The sequence below is a fragment of the Klebsiella sp. A52 genome (genome assembly GCF_018388785.1).
Lineage (GTDB): Bacteria > Pseudomonadota > Gammaproteobacteria > Enterobacterales > Enterobacteriaceae > Klebsiella > Klebsiella aerogenes.
Window position 1 is genome coordinate 1,336,074 of the sequence record NZ_CP074437.1, and the last position, 23,462, is coordinate 1,359,535.

The 23,462-nt window shown below is 54.5% G+C and carries 21 protein-coding genes; 12 read left to right on the top strand and 9 right to left on the bottom strand.

What is annotated here, in order from left to right; translation table 11 throughout:
* Nucleotides 1-559: 559 nt before the first annotated feature.
* The 11 genes from glmU to KGA69_RS06250 all read left to right on the top strand — a co-directional run bounded on the left by glmU (nt 560) and on the right by KGA69_RS06250 (nt 13,620).
* The gene (glmU, locus tag KGA69_RS06200; protein WP_045396006.1) at nt 560-1,930 is read left to right on the top strand and encodes a bifunctional UDP-N-acetylglucosamine diphosphorylase/glucosamine-1-phosphate N-acetyltransferase GlmU; all 1,371 of its coding nucleotides are present in this window, start codon (nt 560-562) and stop codon (nt 1,928-1,930) included.
* Nucleotides 1,931-2,115: 185 nt separating this feature from the next.
* Nucleotides 2,116-3,945, top strand: a complete 1,830-nt coding sequence (glmS, locus tag KGA69_RS06205) for a glutamine--fructose-6-phosphate transaminase (isomerizing) (protein ID WP_045396004.1) — start codon at nt 2,116-2,118, stop codon at nt 3,943-3,945.
* A gap of 168 nt (nt 3,946-4,113) precedes the next feature.
* The gene (locus KGA69_RS06210) at nt 4,114-4,692 is read left to right on the top strand and encodes a hypothetical protein (protein WP_213292906.1); all 579 of its coding nucleotides are present in this window, start codon (nt 4,114-4,116) and stop codon (nt 4,690-4,692) included.
* Between the two features lie 226 nt (nt 4,693-4,918).
* Nucleotides 4,919-5,959, top strand: coding sequence for a phosphate ABC transporter substrate-binding protein PstS (pstS, locus tag KGA69_RS06215; RefSeq protein WP_015369012.1), 1,041 nt, complete (start codon nt 4,919-4,921; stop codon nt 5,957-5,959).
* A gap of 125 nt (nt 5,960-6,084) precedes the next feature.
* Complete coding sequence (pstC, locus tag KGA69_RS06220) at nt 6,085-7,044, top strand: phosphate ABC transporter permease PstC (protein ID WP_045396000.1); 960 nt, start codon at nt 6,085-6,087, stop codon at nt 7,042-7,044.
* Entirely contained in the window at nt 7,044-7,934 is an 891-nt protein-coding gene (gene pstA / locus KGA69_RS06225) for a phosphate ABC transporter permease PstA (RefSeq protein ID WP_045395998.1), read from the top strand. Before pstC ends, pstA begins: the two co-directional genes overlap by 1 nt.
* A 46-nt stretch (nt 7,935-7,980) precedes the next feature.
* Nucleotides 7,981-8,754, top strand: a complete 774-nt coding sequence (pstB, locus tag KGA69_RS06230; RefSeq protein ID WP_015369015.1) for a phosphate ABC transporter ATP-binding protein PstB — start codon at nt 7,981-7,983, stop codon at nt 8,752-8,754.
* A gap of 49 nt (nt 8,755-8,803) precedes the next feature.
* Nucleotides 8,804-9,529 (top strand): phosphate signaling complex protein PhoU, encoded by a 726-nt coding sequence (phoU, locus tag KGA69_RS06235; RefSeq protein ID WP_004145007.1) that lies wholly within the window; start codon nt 8,804-8,806, stop codon nt 9,527-9,529.
* Between the two features lie 475 nt (nt 9,530-10,004).
* Nucleotides 10,005-11,639 (top strand): carbohydrate porin, encoded by a 1,635-nt coding sequence (locus KGA69_RS06240; RefSeq protein WP_213292907.1) that lies wholly within the window; start codon nt 10,005-10,007, stop codon nt 11,637-11,639.
* 42 nt (nt 11,640-11,681) lie between these two features.
* The gene (locus tag KGA69_RS06245) at nt 11,682-12,851 is read left to right on the top strand and encodes an alpha/beta hydrolase-fold protein (protein ID WP_213292908.1); all 1,170 of its coding nucleotides are present in this window, start codon (nt 11,682-11,684) and stop codon (nt 12,849-12,851) included.
* 49 nt (nt 12,852-12,900) lie between these two features.
* Nucleotides 12,901-13,620: a glucosamine-6-phosphate deaminase gene (locus KGA69_RS06250; RefSeq protein WP_045395991.1), complete on the top strand. Its 720-nt coding sequence runs from the start codon at nt 12,901-12,903 to the stop codon at nt 13,618-13,620.
* Nucleotides 13,621-13,689: 69 nt separating this feature from the next.
* Here the strand turns inward: KGA69_RS06250 and yieH are convergent, their stop codons facing one another.
* Complete coding sequence (gene yieH / locus KGA69_RS06255; protein ID WP_032713001.1) at nt 13,690-14,355, bottom strand: 6-phosphogluconate phosphatase; 666 nt, start codon at nt 14,353-14,355, stop codon at nt 13,690-13,692.
* Between the two features lie 171 nt (nt 14,356-14,526).
* On the opposite strand from yieH, the gene KGA69_RS06260 reads away from it, so the two are divergent.
* Nucleotides 14,527-15,864, top strand: coding sequence for an NCS2 family permease (locus KGA69_RS06260; protein ID WP_072206473.1), 1,338 nt, complete (start codon nt 14,527-14,529; stop codon nt 15,862-15,864).
* A 45-nt stretch (nt 15,865-15,909) separates the two neighbouring features.
* Here the strand turns inward: KGA69_RS06260 and KGA69_RS06265 are convergent, their stop codons facing one another.
* The 8 genes from KGA69_RS06265 to rnpA form a co-directional block, all read right to left on the bottom strand.
* Nucleotides 15,910-16,476, bottom strand: a complete 567-nt coding sequence (locus KGA69_RS06265; RefSeq protein ID WP_045378124.1) for an NADPH-dependent FMN reductase — start codon at nt 16,474-16,476, stop codon at nt 15,910-15,912.
* Nucleotides 16,477-16,513: 37 nt separating this feature from the next.
* Nucleotides 16,514-17,098 carry a 4'-phosphopantetheinyl transferase family protein gene (locus tag KGA69_RS06270; RefSeq protein ID WP_161798780.1) on the bottom strand — a complete coding sequence of 195 codons (585 nt, stop codon included), beginning with the start codon at nt 17,096-17,098 and terminating at the stop codon, nt 16,514-16,516.
* 309 nt (nt 17,099-17,407) lie between these two features.
* Nucleotides 17,408-18,367 carry an HTH-type transcriptional regulator YidZ gene (gene yidZ, locus KGA69_RS06275; protein ID WP_045395986.1) on the bottom strand — a complete coding sequence of 320 codons (960 nt, stop codon included), beginning with the start codon at nt 18,365-18,367 and terminating at the stop codon, nt 17,408-17,410.
* Complete coding sequence (locus tag KGA69_RS06280) at nt 18,336-19,520, bottom strand: MFS transporter (protein WP_063447578.1); 1,185 nt, start codon at nt 19,518-19,520, stop codon at nt 18,336-18,338. The genes yidZ and KGA69_RS06280 overlap by 32 nt, the downstream gene beginning before the upstream one ends.
* 196 nt (nt 19,521-19,716) lie before the next feature.
* Nucleotides 19,717-21,081: a tRNA uridine-5-carboxymethylaminomethyl(34) synthesis GTPase MnmE gene (gene mnmE, locus KGA69_RS06285; protein ID WP_042894095.1), complete on the bottom strand. Its 1,365-nt coding sequence runs from the start codon at nt 21,079-21,081 to the stop codon at nt 19,717-19,719.
* A 140-nt stretch (nt 21,082-21,221) separates the two neighbouring features.
* The gene (gene yidC / locus KGA69_RS06290) at nt 21,222-22,868 is read right to left on the bottom strand and encodes a membrane protein insertase YidC (protein ID WP_015369027.1); all 1,647 of its coding nucleotides are present in this window, start codon (nt 22,866-22,868) and stop codon (nt 21,222-21,224) included.
* 2 nt (nt 22,869-22,870) lie between these two features.
* On the bottom strand, nt 22,871-23,128 hold the full coding sequence (yidD, locus tag KGA69_RS06295) for a membrane protein insertion efficiency factor YidD (RefSeq protein WP_015703903.1): 258 nt from the start codon (nt 23,126-23,128) through the stop codon (nt 22,871-22,873).
* Complete coding sequence (gene rnpA, locus KGA69_RS06300; protein WP_015703902.1) at nt 23,092-23,451, bottom strand: ribonuclease P protein component; 360 nt, start codon at nt 23,449-23,451, stop codon at nt 23,092-23,094. Before rnpA ends, yidD begins: the two co-directional genes overlap by 37 nt.
* Nucleotides 23,452-23,462 lie beyond the last annotated feature (11 nt).

Genomic DNA, 23,462 nt, shown 5'->3' on the forward strand with positions numbered 1-23,462 from the left:
TGCAAATCACAAAAAATACTATCAAACCGCACCTGTAATCTGGAAATCATCATGAAACTGTTCCACAAAATCATCGCCAAATTTAGCGCCCTGAGCTTCTGATCGCCGCGCTACCGTCCTGCTTTCACGCACTATCGCTCATCAAAACGACAACACATGCGATGTGAAACAACGGAAAAGAGGTCACCCGAGGGTGGCCTCTTTGCTTTTTATGCCTCTCTTTAACCACTTTCCAGCCCAAACTCATTGACCTTTCCCGCCCGGGACAGGCTAAAATTCTGTCAGGTTATAAACTTACGGTTTATCAGCGATAACGGTAAACACTGCTTTATTCAGGTGACAAAAAAACAGCAAAAGCAGTGAGATAGAAGGTCATTCCCCTCACTATCATCGTTTTTCAGCGTTAAACTGTTTTACGATGGTTAAAAATAGCGCCCTAAAATGGTGTATAGCATTGAGCCTGGACGTTTTCTCCGCGTCTCGTTTCATGATGAAAAATATGTAGCAATTTCAACGTGAAAGGCTTTTACTTTTCGTTCTAACAGCTGTCAGGATGCGTATGTCAAACAGTGCGATGAGCGTGGTTATCCTTGCCGCAGGCAAAGGGACCCGCATGTATTCCGATCTTCCTAAGGTGCTGCATACTCTGGCCGGGAAGCCAATGGTTCAGCACGTCATTGATGCGGCTAAAGATTTAGGCGCTGCCGCGGTACACCTGGTGTACGGCCACGGCGGCGATTTGCTGCGTCAAACGCTGCATGAAGATAACCTCAACTGGGTGCTGCAGGCGGAGCAGCTCGGTACCGGCCATGCGATGCAGCAGGCGGCGCCGTTCTTCAATGATGATGAAGATATCTTGATGCTCTATGGCGATGTGCCGCTGATTTCGGTTGAAACGCTACAGCGCCTGCGCGCCGCAAAACCGCAGGGCGGTATTGGCCTGTTGACGGTGAAGCTGGATGATCCAACCGGTTATGGGCGCATCACGCGTGAAAATGGCCAGGTGACAGGCATCGTTGAGCATAAAGACGCCAGCGAAGCGCAGCGCCAGATTCAGGAAATCAATACCGGGATTCTGGTTGCTAACGGCGCGGACCTGAAACGCTGGTTGGCGAAGCTCACTAACAATAACGCCCAGGGCGAATACTACATCACCGATATTATCGCGATGGCCCATCAGGAAGGTCATGAGATCGTTGCGGTGCATCCACAGCGTCTGAGCGAAGTTGAAGGGGTGAACAACCGGCTGCAACTTTCGCGTCTGGAACGAGTATATCAGTCAGAGCAGGCAGAAAAACTGCTGCTGGCGGGCGTGATGCTGCGCGATCCGGCGCGTTTCGATCTGCGCGGCGTGCTGAAACACGGGCGCGATGTCGAAATTGATACTAACGTTATTCTGCAAGGTCATGTTGTGCTGGGCGATCGCGTGAAGATCGGCGCCGGCTGCGTCATCAAAGACAGCGTCATCGGCGATGACTGCGAAATCAGCCCGTATAGCGTGGTTGAAGATGCGCAACTGCAGGCTGCCTGCACCATCGGCCCGTTTGCGCGTCTGCGTCCGGGGGCTGAACTGCTGGAAGGCGCTCACGTTGGCAACTTTGTCGAAATGAAGAAAGCCCGTCTGGGCAAAGGTTCGAAGGCAGGTCACCTTTCCTACCTCGGCGACGCTGAAATTGGCGACAACGTTAATATCGGCGCGGGTACCATCACCTGTAACTATGATGGCGCAAATAAGCATAAAACGATCATCGGCGATGATGTGTTTGTCGGTTCTGATACGCAACTGGTCGCGCCGGTCAGCGTCGGTAATGGCGTGACGATTGCCGCGGGCACCACCGTCACGCGTAATATTGCTGACAACGAACTGGTGTTAAGTCGCGTGCCGCAGGTCCACAAACAGGGCTGGCAGCGTCCGGTAAAGAAAAAGTAGTTTTTAGATTGTCGCCGGGTGAGAGTTCGCCCGGCGAACCAGGATGAGAGGATCAATATAGGTCCCCGTCCGCAGGCAGTACCATAAAAATAACCCCACTCTCTACAAGGCTCGGGGCGCCCGTAAAGGGCAAATACAGGTCAGCGACAACGCATGGCATATCGCCATTATCAGGAAATTTAACTATGTGTGGAATTGTTGGCGCAGTCGCGCAGCGTGATATTGCTGAAATCCTTCTCGAAGGTTTACGTCGTCTGGAATACCGTGGCTATGACTCTGCCGGTCTGGCTGTGGTCGATAACGAAGGTCATATGACCCGCGTTCGTCGTCTTGGTAAAGTTCAGATGCTGGCTCAGGCGGTAGAAGAGCAACCGTTACACGGCGGTACCGGGATTGCCCATACCCGTTGGGCGACGCACGGCGAGCCGTCTGAGAGCAATGCGCATCCGCATGTTTCTGAACATATTGCGGTGGTCCATAACGGGATCATCGAGAACCATGAGCCGCTGCGCGCCCTGCTGCAGTCTCGCGGCTATGTCTTCGTCTCCGAAACCGATACCGAAGTTATCGCGCATCTGGTGCACTGGGAGCTGGAACAGGGCGGCACCTTGCGTGAAGCCGTACTGCGCGCAATCCCGCAGCTGCGCGGTGCCTATGGTACGGTGATCATGGATACCCGCGATCCGGGGACGCTGCTGGCGGCACGCTCCGGTAGCCCGCTGGTCATTGGCCTGGGCATGGGCGAAAACTTTATCGCTTCTGACCAGCTGGCGCTGCTGCCGGTGACCCGCCGCTTTATCTTCCTCGAAGAGGGCGATATTGCCGAAGTTACCCGTCGTACGGTGGTTATTTTCGATAAATCCGGCGCGGAAGTGAATCGCCAGGAGATCGAATCTAATCTGCAGTATGACGCCGGTGATAAGGGGATTTATCGCCACTATATGCAGAAAGAGATTTACGAACAGCCGAACGCGATTAAGAACACCCTGACCGGGCGTATCAGCCATGGCGAGGTCGATCTCAGCGAACTGGGGCCGAATGCCAACGCGCTGCTGTCGCAGGTTGAGCATATCCAGATTGTTGCCTGCGGAACCTCGTATAACTCCGGGATGGTCTCCCGTTACTGGTTCGAAGCGTTAGCCGGTGTGCCGTGCGATGTCGAGATTGCTTCCGAATTCCGCTACCGCAAATCCGCGGTGCGCCGCAACAGCCTGATGATCACCCTCTCCCAGTCCGGTGAGACGGCGGATACCCTGGCGGCGCTGCGCCTCTCTAAAGAGCTTGGCTATCTGGGGTCGTTGGCCATCTGCAACGTTCCGGGCTCCTCGCTGGTGCGCGAGTCCGATCTGGCGTTGATGACCAAAGCCGGTACCGAAATCGGCGTGGCATCGACCAAGGCCTTTACCACTCAGCTGACCGTGCTGTTGATGCTGGTGGCGAAGCTGGCGCGTCTCAAGGGCCAGGATGCGGCTATCGAGCAGGATATCGTGCATGGCCTGCAGGCGCTGCCGAACCGTATCGAGCAGATGCTGTCGCAGGATAAGCGCATCGAACAGCTGGCGGAACGTTTCTCCGATAAGCAGCACGCGCTGTTCCTTGGCCGCGGCGATCAGTACCCGATCGCGCTGGAAGGGGCGCTGAAGCTGAAAGAGATCTCCTACATTCATGCTGAAGCCTATGCGGCGGGCGAGCTGAAACACGGCCCGCTGGCGCTGATTGATGCCGAAATGCCGGTTATCGTGGTGGCGCCGAACAACGAACTGTTGGAAAAACTGAAATCCAATATTGAAGAAGTTCGCGCCCGCGGCGGTGAACTGTACGTCTTCGCCGATGGAGACGCCGGTTTCAGCGGCAGCGACAACATGCACATCATCGAGATGCCGCATGTCGAAGAGGTGATTGCGCCGATCTTCTACACCGTGCCGCTGCAGCTGCTGGCTTATCACGTTGCGCTGATCAAAGGCACCGACGTTGACCAGCCGCGTAACCTGGCGAAATCGGTGACCGTAGAGTAATCAGGCTGTACGGACCGACACTCTTTTGAGTGACGCTATAATCCGGTATTTCTGCAAAGGGATGCCGGATTTTTTTATCCGCTATCAACGGTTGATAGTGTGTTTGTGGATAGAGTTACGCCATTGCTTATAAAAAACCATTAAATTTTACTCAGTGGCGATTCTAAAATGAAAAACTTATGTGGTAATAATTTCTTAGCGCTTCTCAAGCATGGTGTGGAAATCGATCAACTTATCAAGCGAAGAGATAGAGATGAGATCGCGCAGCATACAACAACAGATATGATGAGCTTGTCTCATGGGCAACGCTTATCATCTTCCCCGCTAGTTCCTGCTTGTATTTATTTGATATTAATTGTTATTTTTTCAGTTAATGCGGCTTTTATATTGCAGAGTCTCCAACTTACTCCGCCCCGTTTTCTGGCTTTCTACTTTCCGCTGCTCTTAGGGGTTATTGTTATAACTAGCGTAGCTGCAGGGTTAGTAGGTCGAGGTCATGCTGTTGGATTACGTATTTTTATGTACCTATATCTCGCCAATTTGTTTATTTTTTGTATAGTGCTGGCGCTTGCCGTCATCGCAGATGAAGCTATTGCTGCCAATAAGGTCATTCTTTTTATGTGTGAGATAGCCGTACTCTGGTTAGGCCGTAGATTGATGAATGGAACGGCTTTTACCCTGTTTACGCTTTATCGCCGTACGATCAGGCTTGCTATGGTTGCCCAACATCTCAACGTTGCCAGATGATTTTACGTTATCCATAATCATGTAATAAAAGCAAAATCTTCCTGTCATATGACCAAAAGATAAAAATGTAATTAATTGATATTATTAATTTTATTTTAGGTTTTCTTACTTTCCCCTGGTGTGTCATAAAACTGTCATAATTCGTACATTTTACTGTCACCTGTTTGTCCTATTTTGCTCACCATAGCTTCGAAACAACGGTTTACGAATCCCAGCAGGAGACATTATGAACGTTATGCGTACCACCGTCGCAACAGTTGTCGCCGCGACCTTATCGATGAGCGCTTTCTCTGCTTTCGCAGCAGCAAGCCTGACTGGCGCAGGTGCAACTTTCCCTGCTCCGGTGTATGCCAAATGGGCTGATACCTATCAGAAAGAAACGGGCAATAAAGTTAACTACCAGGGTATTGGTTCCTCTGGCGGCGTTAAACAGATTATTGCCAACACCGTGGATTTCGGTGCTTCTGATGCTCCTCTGGCTGATGACAAACTGGCGCAGGAAGGCCTGTTCCAGTTCCCGACCGTGATCGGCGGCGTGGTGCTGGCGGTTAACCTGCCGGGCGTTAAATCCGGCGAGCTGGTGCTGGATGGTAAAACCCTCGGCGACATCTACCTGGGCAAAATCAAAAAATGGGATGACGAAGCGATCGCTAAACTCAACCCTGGCCTGAAGCTGCCGGCTCAGAACATCGCTGTGGTTCGCCGCGCAGATGGTTCCGGTACTTCTTTCGTCTTCACCAGCTATCTGGCGAAAGTGAACGAAGAGTGGAAATCTAAAATTGGCGCAGGATCTACCGTAAACTGGCCGACCGGTCTGGGCGGTAAAGGCAACGACGGTATCGCGGCCTTCGTTCAGCGTCTGCCGGGCGCGATCGGCTACGTCGAGTATGCTTACGCTAAGCAGAATAACCTGGCTTACACCAAACTGCTGTCCGCTGACGGCAAGCCGGTCAGCCCGACGGAAGATAACTTCGCTAATGCGGCGAAAGGTATCGACTGGAGCAAGTCCTTCGCTCAGGACCTGACTAACCAGAAAGGTGAAAATGCATGGCCGATCACCTCAACCACTTTCATCCTCGTCCACAAGGCCTCCAATAAGCCGGAGAATACCGCGGAAGTGCTGAAGTTCTTCGACTGGGCATATAAAAACGGCGGCAAAGAAGCGAATGCGCTGGATTACGCCAGCCTGCCGGACAGCGTGGTTGAGCAGGTTCGCGCCGCATGGAAAACCAACGTGAAAGACAGCAGCGGTAAAGCGCTGTACTAATACCCGCGGAATGTCGAGCTGCCGGCTAGCTTCCTGCAGCTCGAATTATTTCGGGTATAGCATTACCTTTGCCCGTAAGCTCAGTAAAATGCTGGCTTTTTGGGCCCGAACTTAAAGAGTAACCTATGGCTGCAAGCAAGCCGGCATTCAACCCTCCGGGGAAAAAGGGTGACATGATCTTCAGCGCGCTGGTAAAACTGGCTGCGCTGATTGTGCTATTGATGCTGGGTGGCATCATCGTTTCCCTCATCATCTCTTCATGGCCAAGTATTCAGAAATTTGGCTTTTCCTTTTTGTGGACCAAAGAGTGGGATGCGCCGAATGAAATCTTCGGTGCGCTGGTACCGATTTACGGGACTCTGGTTACCTCCATTATCGCGTTGTTGATCGCCGTTCCGGTGAGCTTCGGCATCGCGCTGTTCCTGACTGAACTCTCCCCGGCCTGGCTAAAACGCCCGCTGGGTATCGCTATTGAGCTGCTGGCGGCGATCCCAAGTATCGTATACGGCATGTGGGGCCTGTTTATTTTCGCCCCGCTGTTTGCGACTTACTTCCAGGAACCAGTCGGCAACGTCCTGTCGACGATCCCGTTTGTCGGCGCGCTGTTTGCCGGCCCGGCGTTCGGTATCGGCATCCTGGCGGCCGGCGTCATTCTGGCCATCATGATCATTCCTTATATCGCCGCGGTAATGCGTGACGTCTTCGAGCAGACGCCGGTGATGATGAAAGAGTCCGCTTATGGGATCGGCTGCACCACGTGGGAGGTGATTTGGCGCATCGTGCTGCCGTTTACTAAAAACGGGGTGATTGGCGGCGTCATGCTTGGTCTGGGGCGCGCGCTGGGCGAAACCATGGCGGTCACCTTTATCATCGGCAACACCTATCAGCTCGACAGCGCTTCGCTGTATATGCCGGGCAACAGTATTACCTCGGCGCTGGCCAATGAATTCGCGGAAGCGGAAAGCGGCCTGCACGTAGCGGCGCTGATGGAACTGGGCCTGATCCTGTTCGTTATCACCTTTATCGTTCTGGCCGCGTCGAAGTTCATGATTATGCGTCTCGCTAAGAACGAGGGGGCACGCTAATGGCAACGATCGAATTGCAAACCACCGCCGAACTGGCGGAATCCCGTCGCAAGATGCAGGCTAAGCGCCGCCTGAAGAACCGCATCGCCCTGACCCTGTCGATGGCGACCATGGCATTCGGCCTCTTCTGGCTTATCTGGATCCTGATGTCGACCATCACGCGTGGCATCGACGGCATGAGCCTGGCGCTGTTCACCGAAATGACGCCGCCGCCGAATACCGCGGGCGGCGGTCTGGCGAACGCCCTGGCGGGCAGCGGCCTGCTGATCCTGTGGGCGACCGTCTTTGGTACGCCGCTGGGTATCATGGCCGGTATCTATCTGGCGGAATATGGCCGTAAGTCGGTACTGGCGGAAATCATCCGCTTTATCAACGATATTCTGCTTTCCGCGCCGTCTATCGTCGTGGGTCTGTTTGTCTACACCATCGTGGTGGCGCAGATGCAGCATTTCTCCGGCTGGGCGGGCGTTATCGCGCTGGCGCTGCTGCAGGTGCCCATCGTGATTCGTACCACTGAAAACATGCTAAAGCTGGTGCCGGATAGCCTGCGTGAAGCAGCCTATGCGCTGGGGACGCCGAAATGGAAGATGATTTCCGCGATCACCCTTAAGGCGTCGGTATCCGGCATTATGACCGGTATCCTGCTGGCCATTGCCCGTATCGCCGGGGAGACGGCGCCGCTGCTGTTCACCGCGCTCTCCAACCAGTTCTGGAGCACCGATATGATGCAGCCGATCGCCAACCTGCCGGTGACCATTTTTAAATTTGCCATGAGTCCGTTCGCGGAATGGCAGCAACTGGCATGGGCCGGGGTATTGATTATCACCCTGTGCGTCTTGCTGCTGAATATTCTGGCGCGCGTTGTCTTCGCGAAGAAGAAACACGGTTAATTTTTGCGGCGCGGCCTAAGCGGCGCCGAATGAGGAAGAGATTGAGATGAGTATGGTGAACGCGAATCCGGGTAAAATTTCAGTTCGTGACCTGAACTTCTACTACGGCAAATTCCATGCCCTGAAGAACATCAACCTGGATATCGCTAAGAACCAGGTGACGGCGTTTATCGGCCCGTCAGGATGCGGTAAATCCACTCTGCTGCGTACGTTCAACAAGATGTTTGAGCTGTACCCGGAGCAGCGTGCGGAAGGCGAAATTCTGCTGGATGGCGACAATATTCTCACCAATACCCAGGATATCGCGCTGCTGCGCGCGAAAGTGGGGATGGTATTCCAGAAGCCGACGCCGTTTCCGATGTCCATCTACGACAACATCGCCTTCGGCGTGCGCCTGTTTGAGAAGCTGTCGCGAGCCGATATGGACGAGCGCGTGCAGTGGGCGTTGACCAAAGCCGCATTATGGAATGAAACCAAAGATAAACTGCACCAGAGCGGGTATTCTCTCTCCGGTGGTCAGCAGCAGCGTCTGTGTATCGCCCGCGGTATCGCGATTCGCCCGGAAGTGCTGTTGCTCGATGAACCTTGCTCAGCGCTGGACCCGATCTCCACCGGGCGCATCGAGGAACTTATCACCGAGCTGAAGCAGGATTACACCGTCGTTATCGTTACCCACAACATGCAGCAGGCTGCGCGTTGTTCCGACCATACGGCATTTATGTATCTTGGCGAGCTGATTGAATTCAGCAACACGGACGATCTGTTTACCAAGCCCGCTAAGAAGCAAACTGAAGATTATATTACTGGCCGCTACGGTTGATTGCCCTTCTGCTTTCAGGTGCTAACCCGATGGGCAATCAGGAGACATCATGGATAACTTAAATCTTAATAAACATATTTCCGGCCAGTTCAACGCAGAGCTGGAGTACATTCGCACCCAGGTGATGACCATGGGTGGGCTGGTGGAGCAGCAGCTTTCTGATGCGATCACCGCGATGCATAATCAGGACAGCGATCTGGCGAAGCGCGTAATCGACGGCGACAAGCAGGTCAATATGATGGAAGTGGCGATCGACGAGGCCTGTGTGCGTATCATCGCTAAACGTCAGCCGACCGCCAGCGACCTGCGCCTGGTGATGGCGATCATCAAGACTATCGCCGAGCTGGAACGTATTGGCGACGTGGCGGATAAAATCTGCCGCACCGCGCTGGAGAAGTTTTCCCAGCAGCACCAGCCGCTGCTGGTGAGCCTGGAGTCGCTGGGCCGCCATACCGTCCAGATGCTGCATGACGTGCTGGATGCCTTTGCGCGTATGGATCTTGATGAGGCGGTACGCATCTATCGTGAAGATAAGAAAGTCGACCAGGAATATGAAGGCATCGTGCGCCAGCTGATGACCTACATGATGGAAGACTCACGCACCATTCCGAGCGTCCTGACCGCGCTGTTCTGCGCGCGTTCCATCGAGCGTATTGGCGATCGCTGTCAGAATATTTGCGAATATATTTTCTACTTCGTCAAAGGCCAGGATTTCCGTCACGTAGGCGGCGACGAACTGGATAAACTGCTCGCGGGTAAAGATCCGAAAGAGTAAAGATCATGATGGTTGATTCTGGTAAAGGGAATAATCAGAATCAACAATGATTGTCTGCATCGCTGACATATTGCTGCGATTATCGTCACAATTAATACTCTGGCTATTTGAGTTTTAAATTTTATCGCGTAACAATCTTTCCCACTGACCGGGCGTTGCTGCTCAGAAGGTCAAATGGATTGTTACTGCGACAGCAGGCAAAACCTGATATTGCCCCAGGCGGCGATGTCAGGTTTTTTTGTTTTAGACGCTGAACGGTTGGTGATAAGGGTTGTTACCGCAATGAGCGGGCAAAACCTGAAGAGGATTATCTGTTAATGCAGATGGTCTCCTTCAGGTTTTTTTTTGCCACTTATTCGGCAGGGAAATAAAAGCTGCAGTTATGTGGAATGGTATTAATGCAGTTTATTAAAAACATAACGCTATTTATTCATTACGTGTTTCATTTACGCCAATGCTTATATAAGGGATTATTATGATTAGAAGAAATATGATCGCTTCGGCGATGGTTTTGCTGGCGCCGCTTTCTTATTCAACAAATCTTATTGCCGGGCAACTTACGGTTGAACAACGGCTGGAGCTTCTGGAAAAAGCGCTTCAGGACACGCAAAAAGAACTCAAGAAATATCAGGATCTGGAGAAAAAAAGGAACCAGGTCTGGGCCGCCTGGTCGCAACCGGTAAATAGCCAGAAGAGCCAGAGTGCGAAAGCGCCCACGGCGACCCAAGCGGCCGCTAAGCCGGATGCGGTACTGGTCAAAAATGAACAGCCGGCGCAGGGCGGCGAGCCAACCTATAGCGCCATGACGCTGAAAGATTTTAGCAAGTTTGTAAAAGATGAAATCGGCTTTAGCTATAACGGCTATTACCGTTCTGGCTGGGGGACCGCCTCGCACGGTTCGCCAAAATCGTGGGCCATCGGCTCGCTTGGCCGTTTGGGTAACGAGTATTCCGGCTGGTTTGATTTACAGCTTAAACAGCGCGTTTTTCAGGAGGGCGACAAACGTGTGGATGCCATCGTGATGCTCGATGGCAACGTGGGTCAGCAGTATTCTACCGGCTGGTTTGGCGACAATGCCGGCGGCGAAAACTACCTTCAGTTCTCGGATATGTACGTCAACACTAAAGGCTTTCTGCCGTTTGCCCCGGAAGCGGATTTCTGGGTCGGTAAGCACGGCGCGCCGAAAATCGAGATCCAGATGCTGGACTGGAAAACGCAAAGAACCGATGCGGCGGCCGGCGTGGGGCTTGAAAACTGGAAGGTGGGCGCCGGTAAATTTGATATCGCGCTGGTGCGCGAAGACATCGATGACTATGACCGCTCTTTGACTAAAAAGCAGCAAATTAATACCAATACCCTGGATGTGCGTTACAAAGATATTCCGCTGTGGGATAAAGCCTCGCTGATGGTGAGCGGGCGCTATGTCGCCGCCAATCAAAGCTCATCAGAGAAATATAAAGAGGGGAATGAAGGTTACTACCAATGGAAAGATACCTGGATGGTGGGGACCTCATTAACGCAGAAATTTGATAACGGCGGCTTTAACGAGTTCTCATTATTACTGGCGAACAACTCTATCGCCAGCAGCTTCTCGCGCTATGCCGGTTCGAGCCCATATACCACCAATAATGGGCGCTATTATGGCGATCATACCAACGGCACCGCCGTGCGCTTAACCTCGCAGGGGGAAACCTATCTGCGCGATGATGTCATTATGGCGAATGCAATCGTCTACTCATTTGGTAATGACGTTTATAGCTATGAAACCGGCGCCCATTCAGATTTTGAATCTATTCGCGCCGTGGTCCGTCCGGCATATATCTGGAATAAATATAATCAGACCGGCGTTGAATTGGGCTACTTCAAACAGCAGAACAAAGATGTGACGGGGAAGAAATATAACGAATCCGGTTATAAGACCACCTTATTCCATACCTTCAAAGTCAATACCAGTATGCTGACCTCGCGCCCGGAAATCCGTTTTTATGCGACTTATATTAAAGCTGAAGATATCGATCTGGATAAGGCTGCTAACAATACCACCGCGGTTTTTGAAGATGGCAAGAACGACCAGTTCGCACTCGGCGCGCAGGCCGAAATTTGGTGGTAAGGCCGCAAGCGCCTGCTAATAAAAACGTAAAAAGGAATCAAAATGAAACGACATGCAATTTACTTCGCCCTGGCGCTGGCTGGCGCCACATTATTTACGGCGCACGCCGCACCGCTGCCGACGATGCCTGATGCCGCTATTCCTGTCAGCCAATATATTACTCAGGTGAATACGGATAACAGCGTGACTTTCCGGTTATTTGCCCCCGATGCCAGGCGCGTTTCCGTCGTCACGGGGTCGACGCCGGATACCTTTGTCTCTCATGACATGACCAAAGACACCCAGGGCGTATGGACGTGGAAAAGCGATCGCCTGGCCGCCAATCTTTATGAGTACTACTTCGATGTGGACGGTTTTCGTTCCGTCGACACCGGCAGTCGCTACCAGAAACCGCAACGCCAGGTGAATACCAGCCTGATCCTGGTGCCCGGCAGCATTCTTGACGATCGGGCGGTCCCGCACGGCGATCTGCGTACCGTCACCTACCATTCGACGGCGCTTAAGTCAGAGCGTCGCGTCTACGTCTGGACGCCACCGGGCTATAACGGCAGCGGCGAGCCTTTGCCGGTGCTCTATTTCTACCACGGTTTTGGCGATAGCGGTCTGTCGGCCATCGACCAGGGACGCATCCCGCAAATGATGGATAATCTGCTGGCGGAGGGCAAAATCAAGCCGATGCTGGTGGTGGTGCCGGATACCGAAACCGATATTCCTCAAGCGATCGCGGAAAACTTCCCGCCGCAGGAGCGGCGTAAAAACTTCTATCCACTCAATGCGAAAGCCGCAGACAACGAACTGATGCACGACATCATTCCGCTGATCGATTCCCGATTTAACGTGCGTAAAGATGCCGACGGCCGGGCGCTGGCGGGGCTGTCGCAGGGCGGTTACCAGGCGCTGGTGTCCGGGATGAACCATCTTGAGAGCTTCGGGTGGCTTGCCACCTTAAGCGGGGTTACGACAACCACGGTTCCCGACGCTGGCGTGGAGGCGCAGTTGAATAACCCTGACGCCATCAATAAGCAACTGCGTAACTTTACGCTGGTGGTTGGCGAAAAAGACGCCGTCACTGGCAAAGATATTGCCGGCCTGAAAAGCGAACTGGAAAAGCAGAAGATCAAATTTGATTACCACTCTTATCCTGGCCTGAATCATGAAATGGACGTCTGGCGTCCGGCCTATGCCGAGTTTGTGCAAAAGCTCTTTAAATAACCGTCAGGGGGCATGGCGCCCCCTGTCTCAACCAGTAAAGGAAGATGAGATGAAATTGATTGTGACGGAAGATTATGAAGAGATGAGCCTGGTCGCCTGCCATCATCTTTTAGGCTATATCACGATGCCGCGACGAATGAATCTGGCGGTGACGGCGGGGAGTACGCCGAAGCGTATGTATGAGCATTTGGTGGCCGCCATCAAAGGGAAATCATTCTATGATCGGGTGCACTATTACAACTTTGATGAGATTCCTTTTCGCGGCCAGCAGCGTGAAGGGGTGACGATTTCCAACCTGCGCCAGCTGTTTTTTACTCCAGCGCAAATCAAAGAAGAGAACATCCATAAATTGACGCTGGAGAACGCGGCTCAACACGATCGCCGCCTCGAAGAGGCCGGCGGTCTTGACCTGGTCGTGCTGGGGCTGGGCGCCGACGGCCATTTTTGCGGCAACCTGCCGAACACCACGCGCTTTCATGATGAGACGGTCGAAGTGCCGATTCAGGGGGATCTGATTGGCATTGTCGCGAACGGTGAGATGGGGGGCGATTTCAACGTGGTGCCGGATAGCTATGTCACCATGGGGCCGAAAAGCGTGATGGCGGCAAAAAACCTGCTGCTGATTGTCAGCGGCGCGGCGAAAGCGCAAGCGCTAAAGCAGGTGGTGGAAGGCCCGGTCAGCGAACAGGTGCCGGCATCGGTGCTCAAATTGCACCCTTCGTTGGTGATTATTGCGGATAAAGCAGCAGCGGCGGAATTGCAGCACTAAAAAGCCGCTGGCCAGCGGGGCTACCGTTGTGATCAACCGTAGCCCGGCCGAGCGTAGCGACGCCGGGTCTTAACGAGTAATATCCCAGCCACGCGCTCTCCACAATGCCGGCAGCTCAGCTAAATCGGTGAAGGTCGTTACCTTTGGATGATCGATCGGTTGGTTGTGCGGGTCGGCGCAGAAGTAAAAGACTTCCATACCCGCGGCGATCCCCGATTGGGCTCCCGCGCTGGAATCATCGACCAGAATACAGTTTTCGACTTGTACCTGCATGGCCTCTGCCGCATGGAACATCAGCGCCGGGTCGGGTTTCCAGCGCTGAATGTCGTAACCGCTGTACAGCCGGTCGGGGAAGTGGTGCAGCATCTGTGTTCTACCGAGCGAATGCTGCATTTTACTGACCGGGCCATTCGACACCACGCACATCGGGATCTTCACCGCGTCCAGCAGCGCAGCGGCGCCGGGGATGACCTCCAGCTCGCTATCGAACAGACGGGCGACTTCGGCGCGATACACCGGCTCCAGAGTCTCTTTCTGCAGGTTAACGCCATATTCAGCGTTGATGGTGTCGATAATCTCGTACAGCTTAACGCCCTTGAAGCGCTTAAAAATTTCGGCTAAATCCAGCGTAATACCGAATTCCTGAAACATGTGAACATAGGCGCGTGAGCAAATCACCTCGCTGTCGACCAGCGTGCCGTCACAATCGAAAAATACTGCTTGTGGTTGGGTCATACTCTTTCCAGTTTAACAAGTTTAACGTTTTCGTAATGCTCAATGCCGCGACGCAATCGTTGCCGTATAAGCAAAATAAATGAAAAAAATTACCATACAACCGCGCCTGGTGCCGTAATTTGGTATAGGATAGCCTCGAATTTTCCCTCCTTTTACGTTCGGAAACCGATAATGAGTCAACAACAAACCAGCCAGTCTTCTGGCCAGGGTCTGCTGGAGCGCGTATTTAAACTGCGCGAGCACGGCACCACGGTGCGCACTGAAGCGATCGCCGGTTTCACCACGTTCCTGACGATGGTCTACATCGTCTTCGTGAACCCACAAATTCTTGGCGTGGCGGGTATGGATACCAGCGCTGTCTTTGTGACCACCTGTCTGATCGCGGCCTTCGGCAGCATCCTGATGGGGCTGTTCGCGAATCTGCCGGTGGCGCTGGCGCCAGCGATGGGTCTGAATGCCTTCTTTGCCTTCGTGGTGGTTCAGGCGATGGGCCTGCCGTGGCAGGTGGGGATGGGCGCGATTTTCTGGGGCGCCGTTGGCCTGCTGCTGCTGACCCTCTTCCGCGTACGCTACTGGATGATTGCCAATATCCCGGTGAGCCTGCGCGTGGGCATTACCAGCGGTATCGGGTTGTTTATCGGCATGATGGGCCTGAAGAACGCTGGCGTTATCGTGGCGAACCAGGACACGCTGGTCAGCATCGGTAACCTGACCTCCCACAGCGTGCTGCTGGGCGTGCTCGGATTCTTTATTATCGCTATCCTGGCGTCGCGTAATATTCATGCCGCCGTACTGGTCTCTATCGTCGTTACCACCCTGTTGGGCTGGATGCTCGGCGATGTGCACTATACCGGCATCGTCTCCGCGCCGCCGAGCGTAACCTCGGTTGTGGGTCAGGTCGATCTGGCCGGTTCGTTGAACCTTGGCCTGGCGGGCGTGATCTTCTCGTTCATGCTGGTTAACCTGTTCGACTCCTCCGGCACCCTGATTGGCGTTACCGATAAAGCCGGGCTGGCGGATGCGCAGGGTAAATTCCCGCGCATGAAGCAGGCGCTGTTCGTTGATAGCGTGTCGTCCGTCGCCGGCTCCTTTATTGGCACCTCTTCGGTTACGGCCTATATCGAATCCTCCTCCGGCGTTTCGGTTGGCGGGCGTACCGGCCTGACCGCCGTTGTCGTGGGTATCCTGTTCCTGCTGGTCATCTTCCTGTCGCCGCTGGCGGGGATGGTTCCGGCCTACGCCGCCGCCGGGGCGCTGATTTACGTTGGCGTGCTGATGACCTCAAGTCTGGCGCGCGTGAAGTGGGATGACCTGACGGAAGCGGTACCGGCGTTTATCACCGCGGTGATGATGCCGTTCAGCTTCTCGATCACCGAAGGTATCGCCCTGGGCTTTATTTCCTACTGCGTGATGAAGATTGGCACTGGCCGTCTGCGTGAACTCAGCCCGTGCGTGATTATCGTTTCGCTGCTGTTCGTGCTGAAAATTGTCTTTATCGATGCGCATTGAGCCGCACGCATGATGAAATGGCCCGGCATCGCTGCCGGGCTTTTTTTATGCTTTAACCCGCTGAATATAATCGCCAAATGCGGTCAGCTGGCCGCGCAGATGGTCCAGCGTGCTCTGATCGACCACTTCACCCGCCTGCGGATCGACTTTGTTCTGAATCACGCCGCCCATAAACTCCGGCTTGTTCATGACCATCGCATCGAGGAAGACCAGAATCTGGCGCAGATGATACTGGCAGCGGGCCCCGCCGATAGCGCCCATTGAGCTGGTCTGGATCAGCACCGGCTTACCGGCCAGCGGCTGCTCCGGTAGACGTGAGAGCCAGTCGATGGCGTTCTTCAGGCCGCCGGGTACCGAGTAGTTATATTCCGGGGTAACGATCACCACGCCGTCCGCTTCGCGGATTTGTTTCGCGATCTCCTGCACGCTCTGCGGGAACCCCTCTTCCTGTTGGATATCGGCATCGTACAGCGGGATATCGCCGATCGACGGCAGCGCGGAGATTTCCATGCCCGCAGGCGCAATGCCTGGCAGCGTACGCGCAACCATGGCATTAAAAGAACCTTTGCGCAGACTTCCGAGTAACGTAACAACTTTCAACGTATCAGACATGAGTGCTCCTTTGCATCATGATGGCCGGCTAAACCGGTCAGTTGAGGGAGAATACTTTTTCTACCGGTAAGCTGGTAAAGCGCATCAGGCGCGCGTCAGTCTCTTTGGCGCGCGTTTGCGCATCAGGCAGGCAGCGCCAGCCCTCTTTACTATCGAATTCCCAGACCTTCAGCGGCCCGATATTCGGGGTGACGGCAATTGACCACACCAGCAGCGTTTCGGCATCACAGATGGCTTCAATCGATTGGGTGCCAGCGGTACGCAGGCGACCAGACCCCGGCAGCAGTTGTACTCGTACCGGGGCTTCACCGGTGAGCTTCAGCACGCTGCGGCGCAGCGCGACCAGTTGGGCGCGGGCTTCATCCGGATCGTGCTGGATGTTAATCCATAAATTCTCATTGCTATTGAAGACATAGCGATCGGCGGCATGTAGCGGATGGACGCCACGCGAGGCGTGCTGCAGTTCCATATCGAGACCGCAGTCACCTTCCGTCGTTAGCGCTACGCCGACGATATTCCCGGCATAAGAGATGGAAAAGCGGGGAAGGTGGGGATCGCGAAATACGGGCCGTCCATTGGGTTCGCTGATGATTTCCGGCAGCTCGCCGATACCATAAAGCATGAAAAGCAGTTCAGCGAGCAGCGAACGCGAGGCGCGATAGCGGCTCTGTCGGTATTCGGGTAGGTTACGTGCGGATTGATGACATGCCGCCGACAAACGCGTCGATAGCGGCTCCCTGGTGTTGAGTATCCCTCTTGCAAAATGCGTTGCCATTCGTCGCTCCGTGATTAATGGTCAGAGATAAAAATTGTGAATGATATTATCGCTCACAATGAGCAGGTTTTAATGCGGAAATTCTTCCTTGAGAAGGGATAATGTCTGACTTTTACAATTTCTTGCGCAACAACGTGAGGATGATGGGCAAATTCCCTACAGCGTATTGGAATAGAGCTGTTTGAGGGTCTCTCTGAGCCATACGATCTTTGGATTATAGCTATTACGCTTGTGCCACAGCAGGGTGAACGGCACGCGCATTTTTTCCAGTAGCTGCGGCTCCAGCGGCAGCGGGCGCGATACCAGCGGCAGATGATGCTGCTGATTATAGTGCTGACAATAGCGCGGCGCGGTGGCTATCATGGTGTGATTCGGCTGTGCCGCCATAAACAGCGACTGCTCAAAGCCGGGTAGGGTCAGGGCAACGGTCCGTTTGTGGCCCAGGTCATGCAGCACATCATCCAGCGCCCAGGTATCGCTCTGTTCCCAGCAGATGTTGATGTGCGGATAGCGCAGGAATGTTTCCAGATTCCACTCTTCATTAAGCGCCGGATGATCGGCGCGCAGCCACACCTGCGGCAGGTCGCTAAACAGGATATCAAAATCGATATACCACGGCAGCAGGCTCAGCTGTTCGCGCGAACGGGGATGGGTTTCCCGGCCGCAAAAACCGATATCGACCTCGCCGCGAATGATCGCATCCAGCGAGTCGTAATCCCAGTTGCGTAAGCGGATCAGCGCCTGTGGATAACGTTGATAAATTTGCTGGGAGAGGGTGTTGAACAGGATCATCAGCAGCGGCGATTCTGCCGCCAGCTCAAACTTCAGGCCGCTTGGCATGGTGTGGTGCGGTTTATCGAGGATCTGATTGCCCATCTGCATCCAGTCGGCGAGATCCTGCTCCATGCTGCTCATTAACGGCGTTGGCGCCAGCCCTAGTGGGGTTTTAACAAATAGCGGATCGTCAAACCAGGCGCGTAGCTTGGCCAATGATTTACTCACCGCCGACGGCGAAACGTTCATCCGTTTCGCCGTGCGGGTGACGCTGCGCTCCTGGGTCAGAAGCTGCAGGCACAGCAGGAGATTAAGATCGAGACTCGACAGGGATTTCTTCATTATCTTGCGTCGCGCGCGCCGGCGAGACGACCAGTATCAGAACAATACTGACTATGCTACAGGCAATGAGTATCCCGATCAGCATATTCATGGCGCTCAGCCCGATGATAGCCGCCAGCCAAATCCACAGCGAAGAACCACAGACCTGAGCGATACCGAGAGCGGAACTGGCGACGCCCGCGCGCAGCGTGAAAGGCCCTAGCGCCTGGCTCATCGCGACGCCAAAGCCGACCGAGAAACCCGCGCAGATCATGCCTAATCCCAGCATGGTGAGGGGCTGGCTGACGGCGAGGCTCAATACCACGCCAGCGACAAGGAACAACGTCTGCGAGGTCAGCATCAGGGTGCGTGGTTTAAACAGCGTCAGGGCGAACGGCGTGGAGAACGACACGGCCATGCTGACCATCGCCATCAGCGCCATCGCCATTGAATAAGTTCCGCGGTCGAAACCCATCTCTTCCATCATCAGCACCGGAGAGACGTTCACGTAGGTCAGAATTGCGGTGACGCTAAGAGTCGTAATGACTATGCGGCTAAGGAAAAACCGGTTTAGCAGCGATTCAGCAGTGGCATTATGCTGTGCGCCTGCCTGCGGATGCGTTGTCGGGCGCGTCTCGCGCAGCATAACCACCGACAATAACCCTACCATCACCCCCATGCCTGTCATGGTGTAGAACAGGCTCTGCCACGGATATTTCAACATGATCAGATGGCCAAGTACCGGCGCGAGAACGGGAATGATGCAGGTAATGCCATTAAGCAGCGACAGTACCTTGGCGCGGCGGCGCTCGTCCAGCGTATCGCGCAGAACGGCAAAAGCGACGACGTAGCAGCTTCCCGCGCCAATCCCCTGGATAAAGCGGCCGATCAGGAAATGCGTGCTGTTATGCGCCTGCGAGCACAGTAGCGAGGCCAGTATGAAGGTGATGGCGCCAAAAATCGCGACCGGTTTACGCCCGGATTTATCCGCCGCGCGCCCGGCAAAAAGCATCGCGGTAGCCATACCGGCTAAATAGACCGAAAAGGCGATATGCAGCTGCGCCTCGCTGGCGCCAAGATCCTGGGCGATGCGCGGTAGGCCGACCAGATACATATCAATGCCGGATGGATAGAGCAGTACCAAAGCGAAACTGCAGATAAGAAAGCGTGCCATAGGACCCTCGCAATAAGAATGGCGTACAGCATAGTGGCTAGCGCCAGGGAGTACGAGTTGCCATTTGGACAACACTCTTTTCCTGAAAGGAAAAACAGGTGATTGCTTCACAGAGTTGATGTGATTAGGGACATTAAATAAAAAACCCGCCATAACAGAACGTTATGGCGGGTTAGTAGATGCTTACCTGTAACGCTTACTTACCAATACAGAAACTGGAGAAGATGCGGCCCAGCAGGTCGTCAGAGGTAAATTCGCCGGTGATTTCGCTTAATGCCTGTTGCGACAGACGCAGCTCTTCCGCCAGCAGTTCCCCGGCCCAGGCGCCCAGCAGTTGGGCTTTTCCCTGCTGCAGATGGTTCGCTGCCGTTTCCAGCGCCTGCAGGTGGCGACGACGGGCGAGGAAGCCGCCTTCCATGTTGGTATCGAAGCCCATGCTCTGCTTAAGGTGGTTGCGCAGCACCTCGACCCCTTCACCGGTACGCGCCGACAGGCGGATTAGTGAGTGGCCATTTACTTCGCTGAGCCCCAGCGCTTCGCCGGTGACGTCGGCTTTATTACGCACCACGGTAATCGGCAGTTTAGCGGGTAGGCGTTCGATAAAGTCCGGCCAGATCTCCGCCGGGTCAACGGCGCTGGTGGTGGTGCCGTCGACCATAAACAGCACCCGATCCGCCTGTTCAATTTCCTGCCAGGCGCGTTCAATGCCGATGCGCTCCACTTCATCGCTGGCGTCACGTAGGCCTGCGGTATCGATGATATGCAGCGGCATACCGTCGATATGAATATGCTCGCGCAGCACGTCGCGGGTGGTGCCGGCGATATCGGTGACGATCGCCGCTTCACGGCCGGCCAGGGCGTTTAGCAGGCTGGATTTACCGGCGTTAGGCCGTCCAGCGATCACCACTTTCATCCCTTCACGCAACAGGCTGCCCTGACGGGCTTCGGCGCGGACGGCATCGAGATCGGCGATCACGTCGTTCAGTTGGGCTTCAATTTTACCGTCGGAGAGGAAATCAATTTCTTCATCCGGGAAATCAATCGCCGCTTCCACGTAGATGCGCAGGTGAGTGAGCGCTTCCACAAGATGGTTCACACGCGCGGAGAAGGCCCCTTGCAAGGAGTTCAACGCCGAACGGGCCGCCTGCTCTGAGCTGGCGTCGATAAGGTCGGCGATGGCCTCTGCCTGCGCCAGGTCGAGCTTGTCGTTGAGGAACGCGCGCTCGGAAAACTCGCCCGGATTGGCGATGCGAACGCCGGGCAACGTCAGAATACGTTTGAGCAGCAGATCCAGAATGACCGGGCCGCCGTGGCCCTGCAGTTCGAGGACATCTTCGCCGGTAAAGGAGTTGGGTCCCGGGAACCACAGCGCAATCCCCTGATCCAGCGGCGTACCGTCGGCGTCTTTGAACGGCAGATAGTCGGCATAGCGCGGCTTCGGCAGCTTGCCGAGTACCGCCTGCGCGACGTCTCGCGCCTTAAGGCCGGAGATACGCAAGATGCCCACACCCCCGCGTCCCGGTGGGGTTGCCTGGGCGACGATAGTGTCGTTATGGCTCATGATATGTCTCTTCAAATCGCAATAAAAAAAGGCGGTCATTCGACCGCCTTTTGATTGTAGGCCTGATAAGCGTTAGCGCCATCAGGCAACCCGGCGCGCATTGCCGGATGGCGGCTTCGCCTTATCCGGCCTACACCGAATCAGGATTTTTTCTTCTCGCGGCTATGCAGGCCACGCTTCTCCAGACCACGGTAAATCAGCTGCTGCTGAATAATGGTTACCAGGTTGCTGACGATGTAGTACACCACCAGACCAGACGGGAACCACAGGAAGAACACCGTGAAGATGACCGGCATAAAGGTCATGATCTTCTGCTGCATCGGGTCGGTCACGGTGGTCGGCGACATCTTCTGGATGAAGAACATGGTCGCGCCCATGATGATCGGCAGGATGTAGTACGGGTCTTGCGCGGACAGGTCGTGGATCCACAGGATAAACGGCGCATGACGCAGTTCAACCGAGGCGCTCAGCATGTAGTACAGCGCAAGGAAGATAGGCATCTGAATAATCAGCGGGAAGCAGCCACCCAGCGGGTTAACTTTTTCTGCTTTATACAGCGCCATCATTTCCTGGCTTTGACGTTGTTTATCGTCGCCCAGACGCTCGCGCATTGCCTGAATCTTCGGCTGCAGCATACGCATCTTCGCCATGGAGGTGTACTGCGCTTTAGTCAGCGGGTACATGATGCCACGAACGATAAAGGTGATGACGATAATCGAGAAGCCCCAGTTGCCGAGGAAGCCGTGGATGAATTTCAGCAGCTTAAACAGCGGTTGGGAGATGAACCACAGCCAGCCGTAGTCGACGGTCAGATCCAGGTGCGGCGCGACGGCAGCCATTTTATCCTGCAGAGCCGGGCCGACCCACAGCACGCTTTCCAGCTTGTCGGTTTGACCAGGCTGCACCAGTACCGGCTGTGATTTATAGCCGATAGCGACAACGCCATTACCGAGGTTAGCGGTATAGAAGTTGTTGGTGCCGTTGTTATGCGGAACCCACGCGGTGGTGAAGTACTGCTGCAACATCGCCACCCAACCGTCTTTGGTGCTGACGTTCAGGTTTTCGTTGTCGACGATAGTATCGAATTTATATTTTTCGTATTTCGAATCAGCAGTGGAGTACGCCGCGCCACGGAAGGTGTGCATGGTAGACAGACCGCCGGTTTGCGTATCGCGGCTTGATGGCAGCGCTGCCGTTTGCTTCAGCTGACCGAAGGAGGAGATCTCCAGCGGTTTTTCGCCGACGTTTTTCACGTTGTAGCCAACGTTCACCGCATAATCACCGCGTTTCAGGGTGAAAGTTTTGGTGAAGACGTTGCCCGCTTTGTCGGTGTAGGTCAGCGGAATAACGATTTCGTTCTGGCCGTCAGCCAGTACATACGCATCTTTATCAGCGTTATACAGCGGACGCGGGCCGTTAGCCGGGTTATCCGGGCCGTCACGACCGGTTAAGCCGCTCTGTGCCTGATAGATAAACTGTGGCGTGGTTTCCAGTAACTGGAACGGTTCAGTAGATTTCAGCGCTTTCGGGTAAGCCGGAAGCAGCGCTTGCTCAACATCACCACCGCTGGTGTTGATGGTCAGATCAAGCACATCAGTTTTAACCGTAATCAGTTTCCCCTGGCCACTGGCCGGTACGCCCTGGTCTGCGGCGCTACCCGCTGCTGTGGTCGTAGTCTGCGTGGTCTGCTGCTGGGTTTGCGGATTTTTGTCCTGCTCCCAGGCTTGCCAGATCATGAAAGACACGAACAACAAAGCGATGATAAGAAGATTGCGTTGCGAATCCATCGTTAGTGTTCTCTGGTATCAAATGGTCCAGGCGGGACGGGGTCGTCACCACCAGGGTGTAAAGGGTGGCATTTTAATACGCGTTTCACCGTCAACCAACTGCCTTTTATCACTCCAAACCTGCGCAATGCCTCAATTCCGTATTGAGAACAGGTTGGCGTGAAACGACAGTGCGGCCCGAGTAGCGGACTAATCAGGCGCTGATAGACCCTGATAAGGCCTATCAGGACCCGCGAGCCAGGCGACAATGGCGGCGCCATAATTTTTCCAACGCTTCCGAGAGAGCACGGTTATCGAGGTCGGCAACCCCTTTCTTTGCCACCACCACGAAATCCATTGGCGGGAGTTCATGTTGACGTAAACGGAAGCTTTCACGCGTCAGACGTTTAATCCGATTGCGTTCATGCGCGCGCTTAACGTTTTTCTTGGCGACGGTAAGACCGATGCGGGGATGCCCCAGCGAATTCAGGCGGCCGAGGATGGTGATTTGCGGCGTGCCAGCCCGTTGTGGCTGCTGGAAGACGAAAGTGAAATGACTGGGAGTTAACAAACGTAACTCCCTGGGAAATGCTAGCTTAACCACGCAGGGTTAGC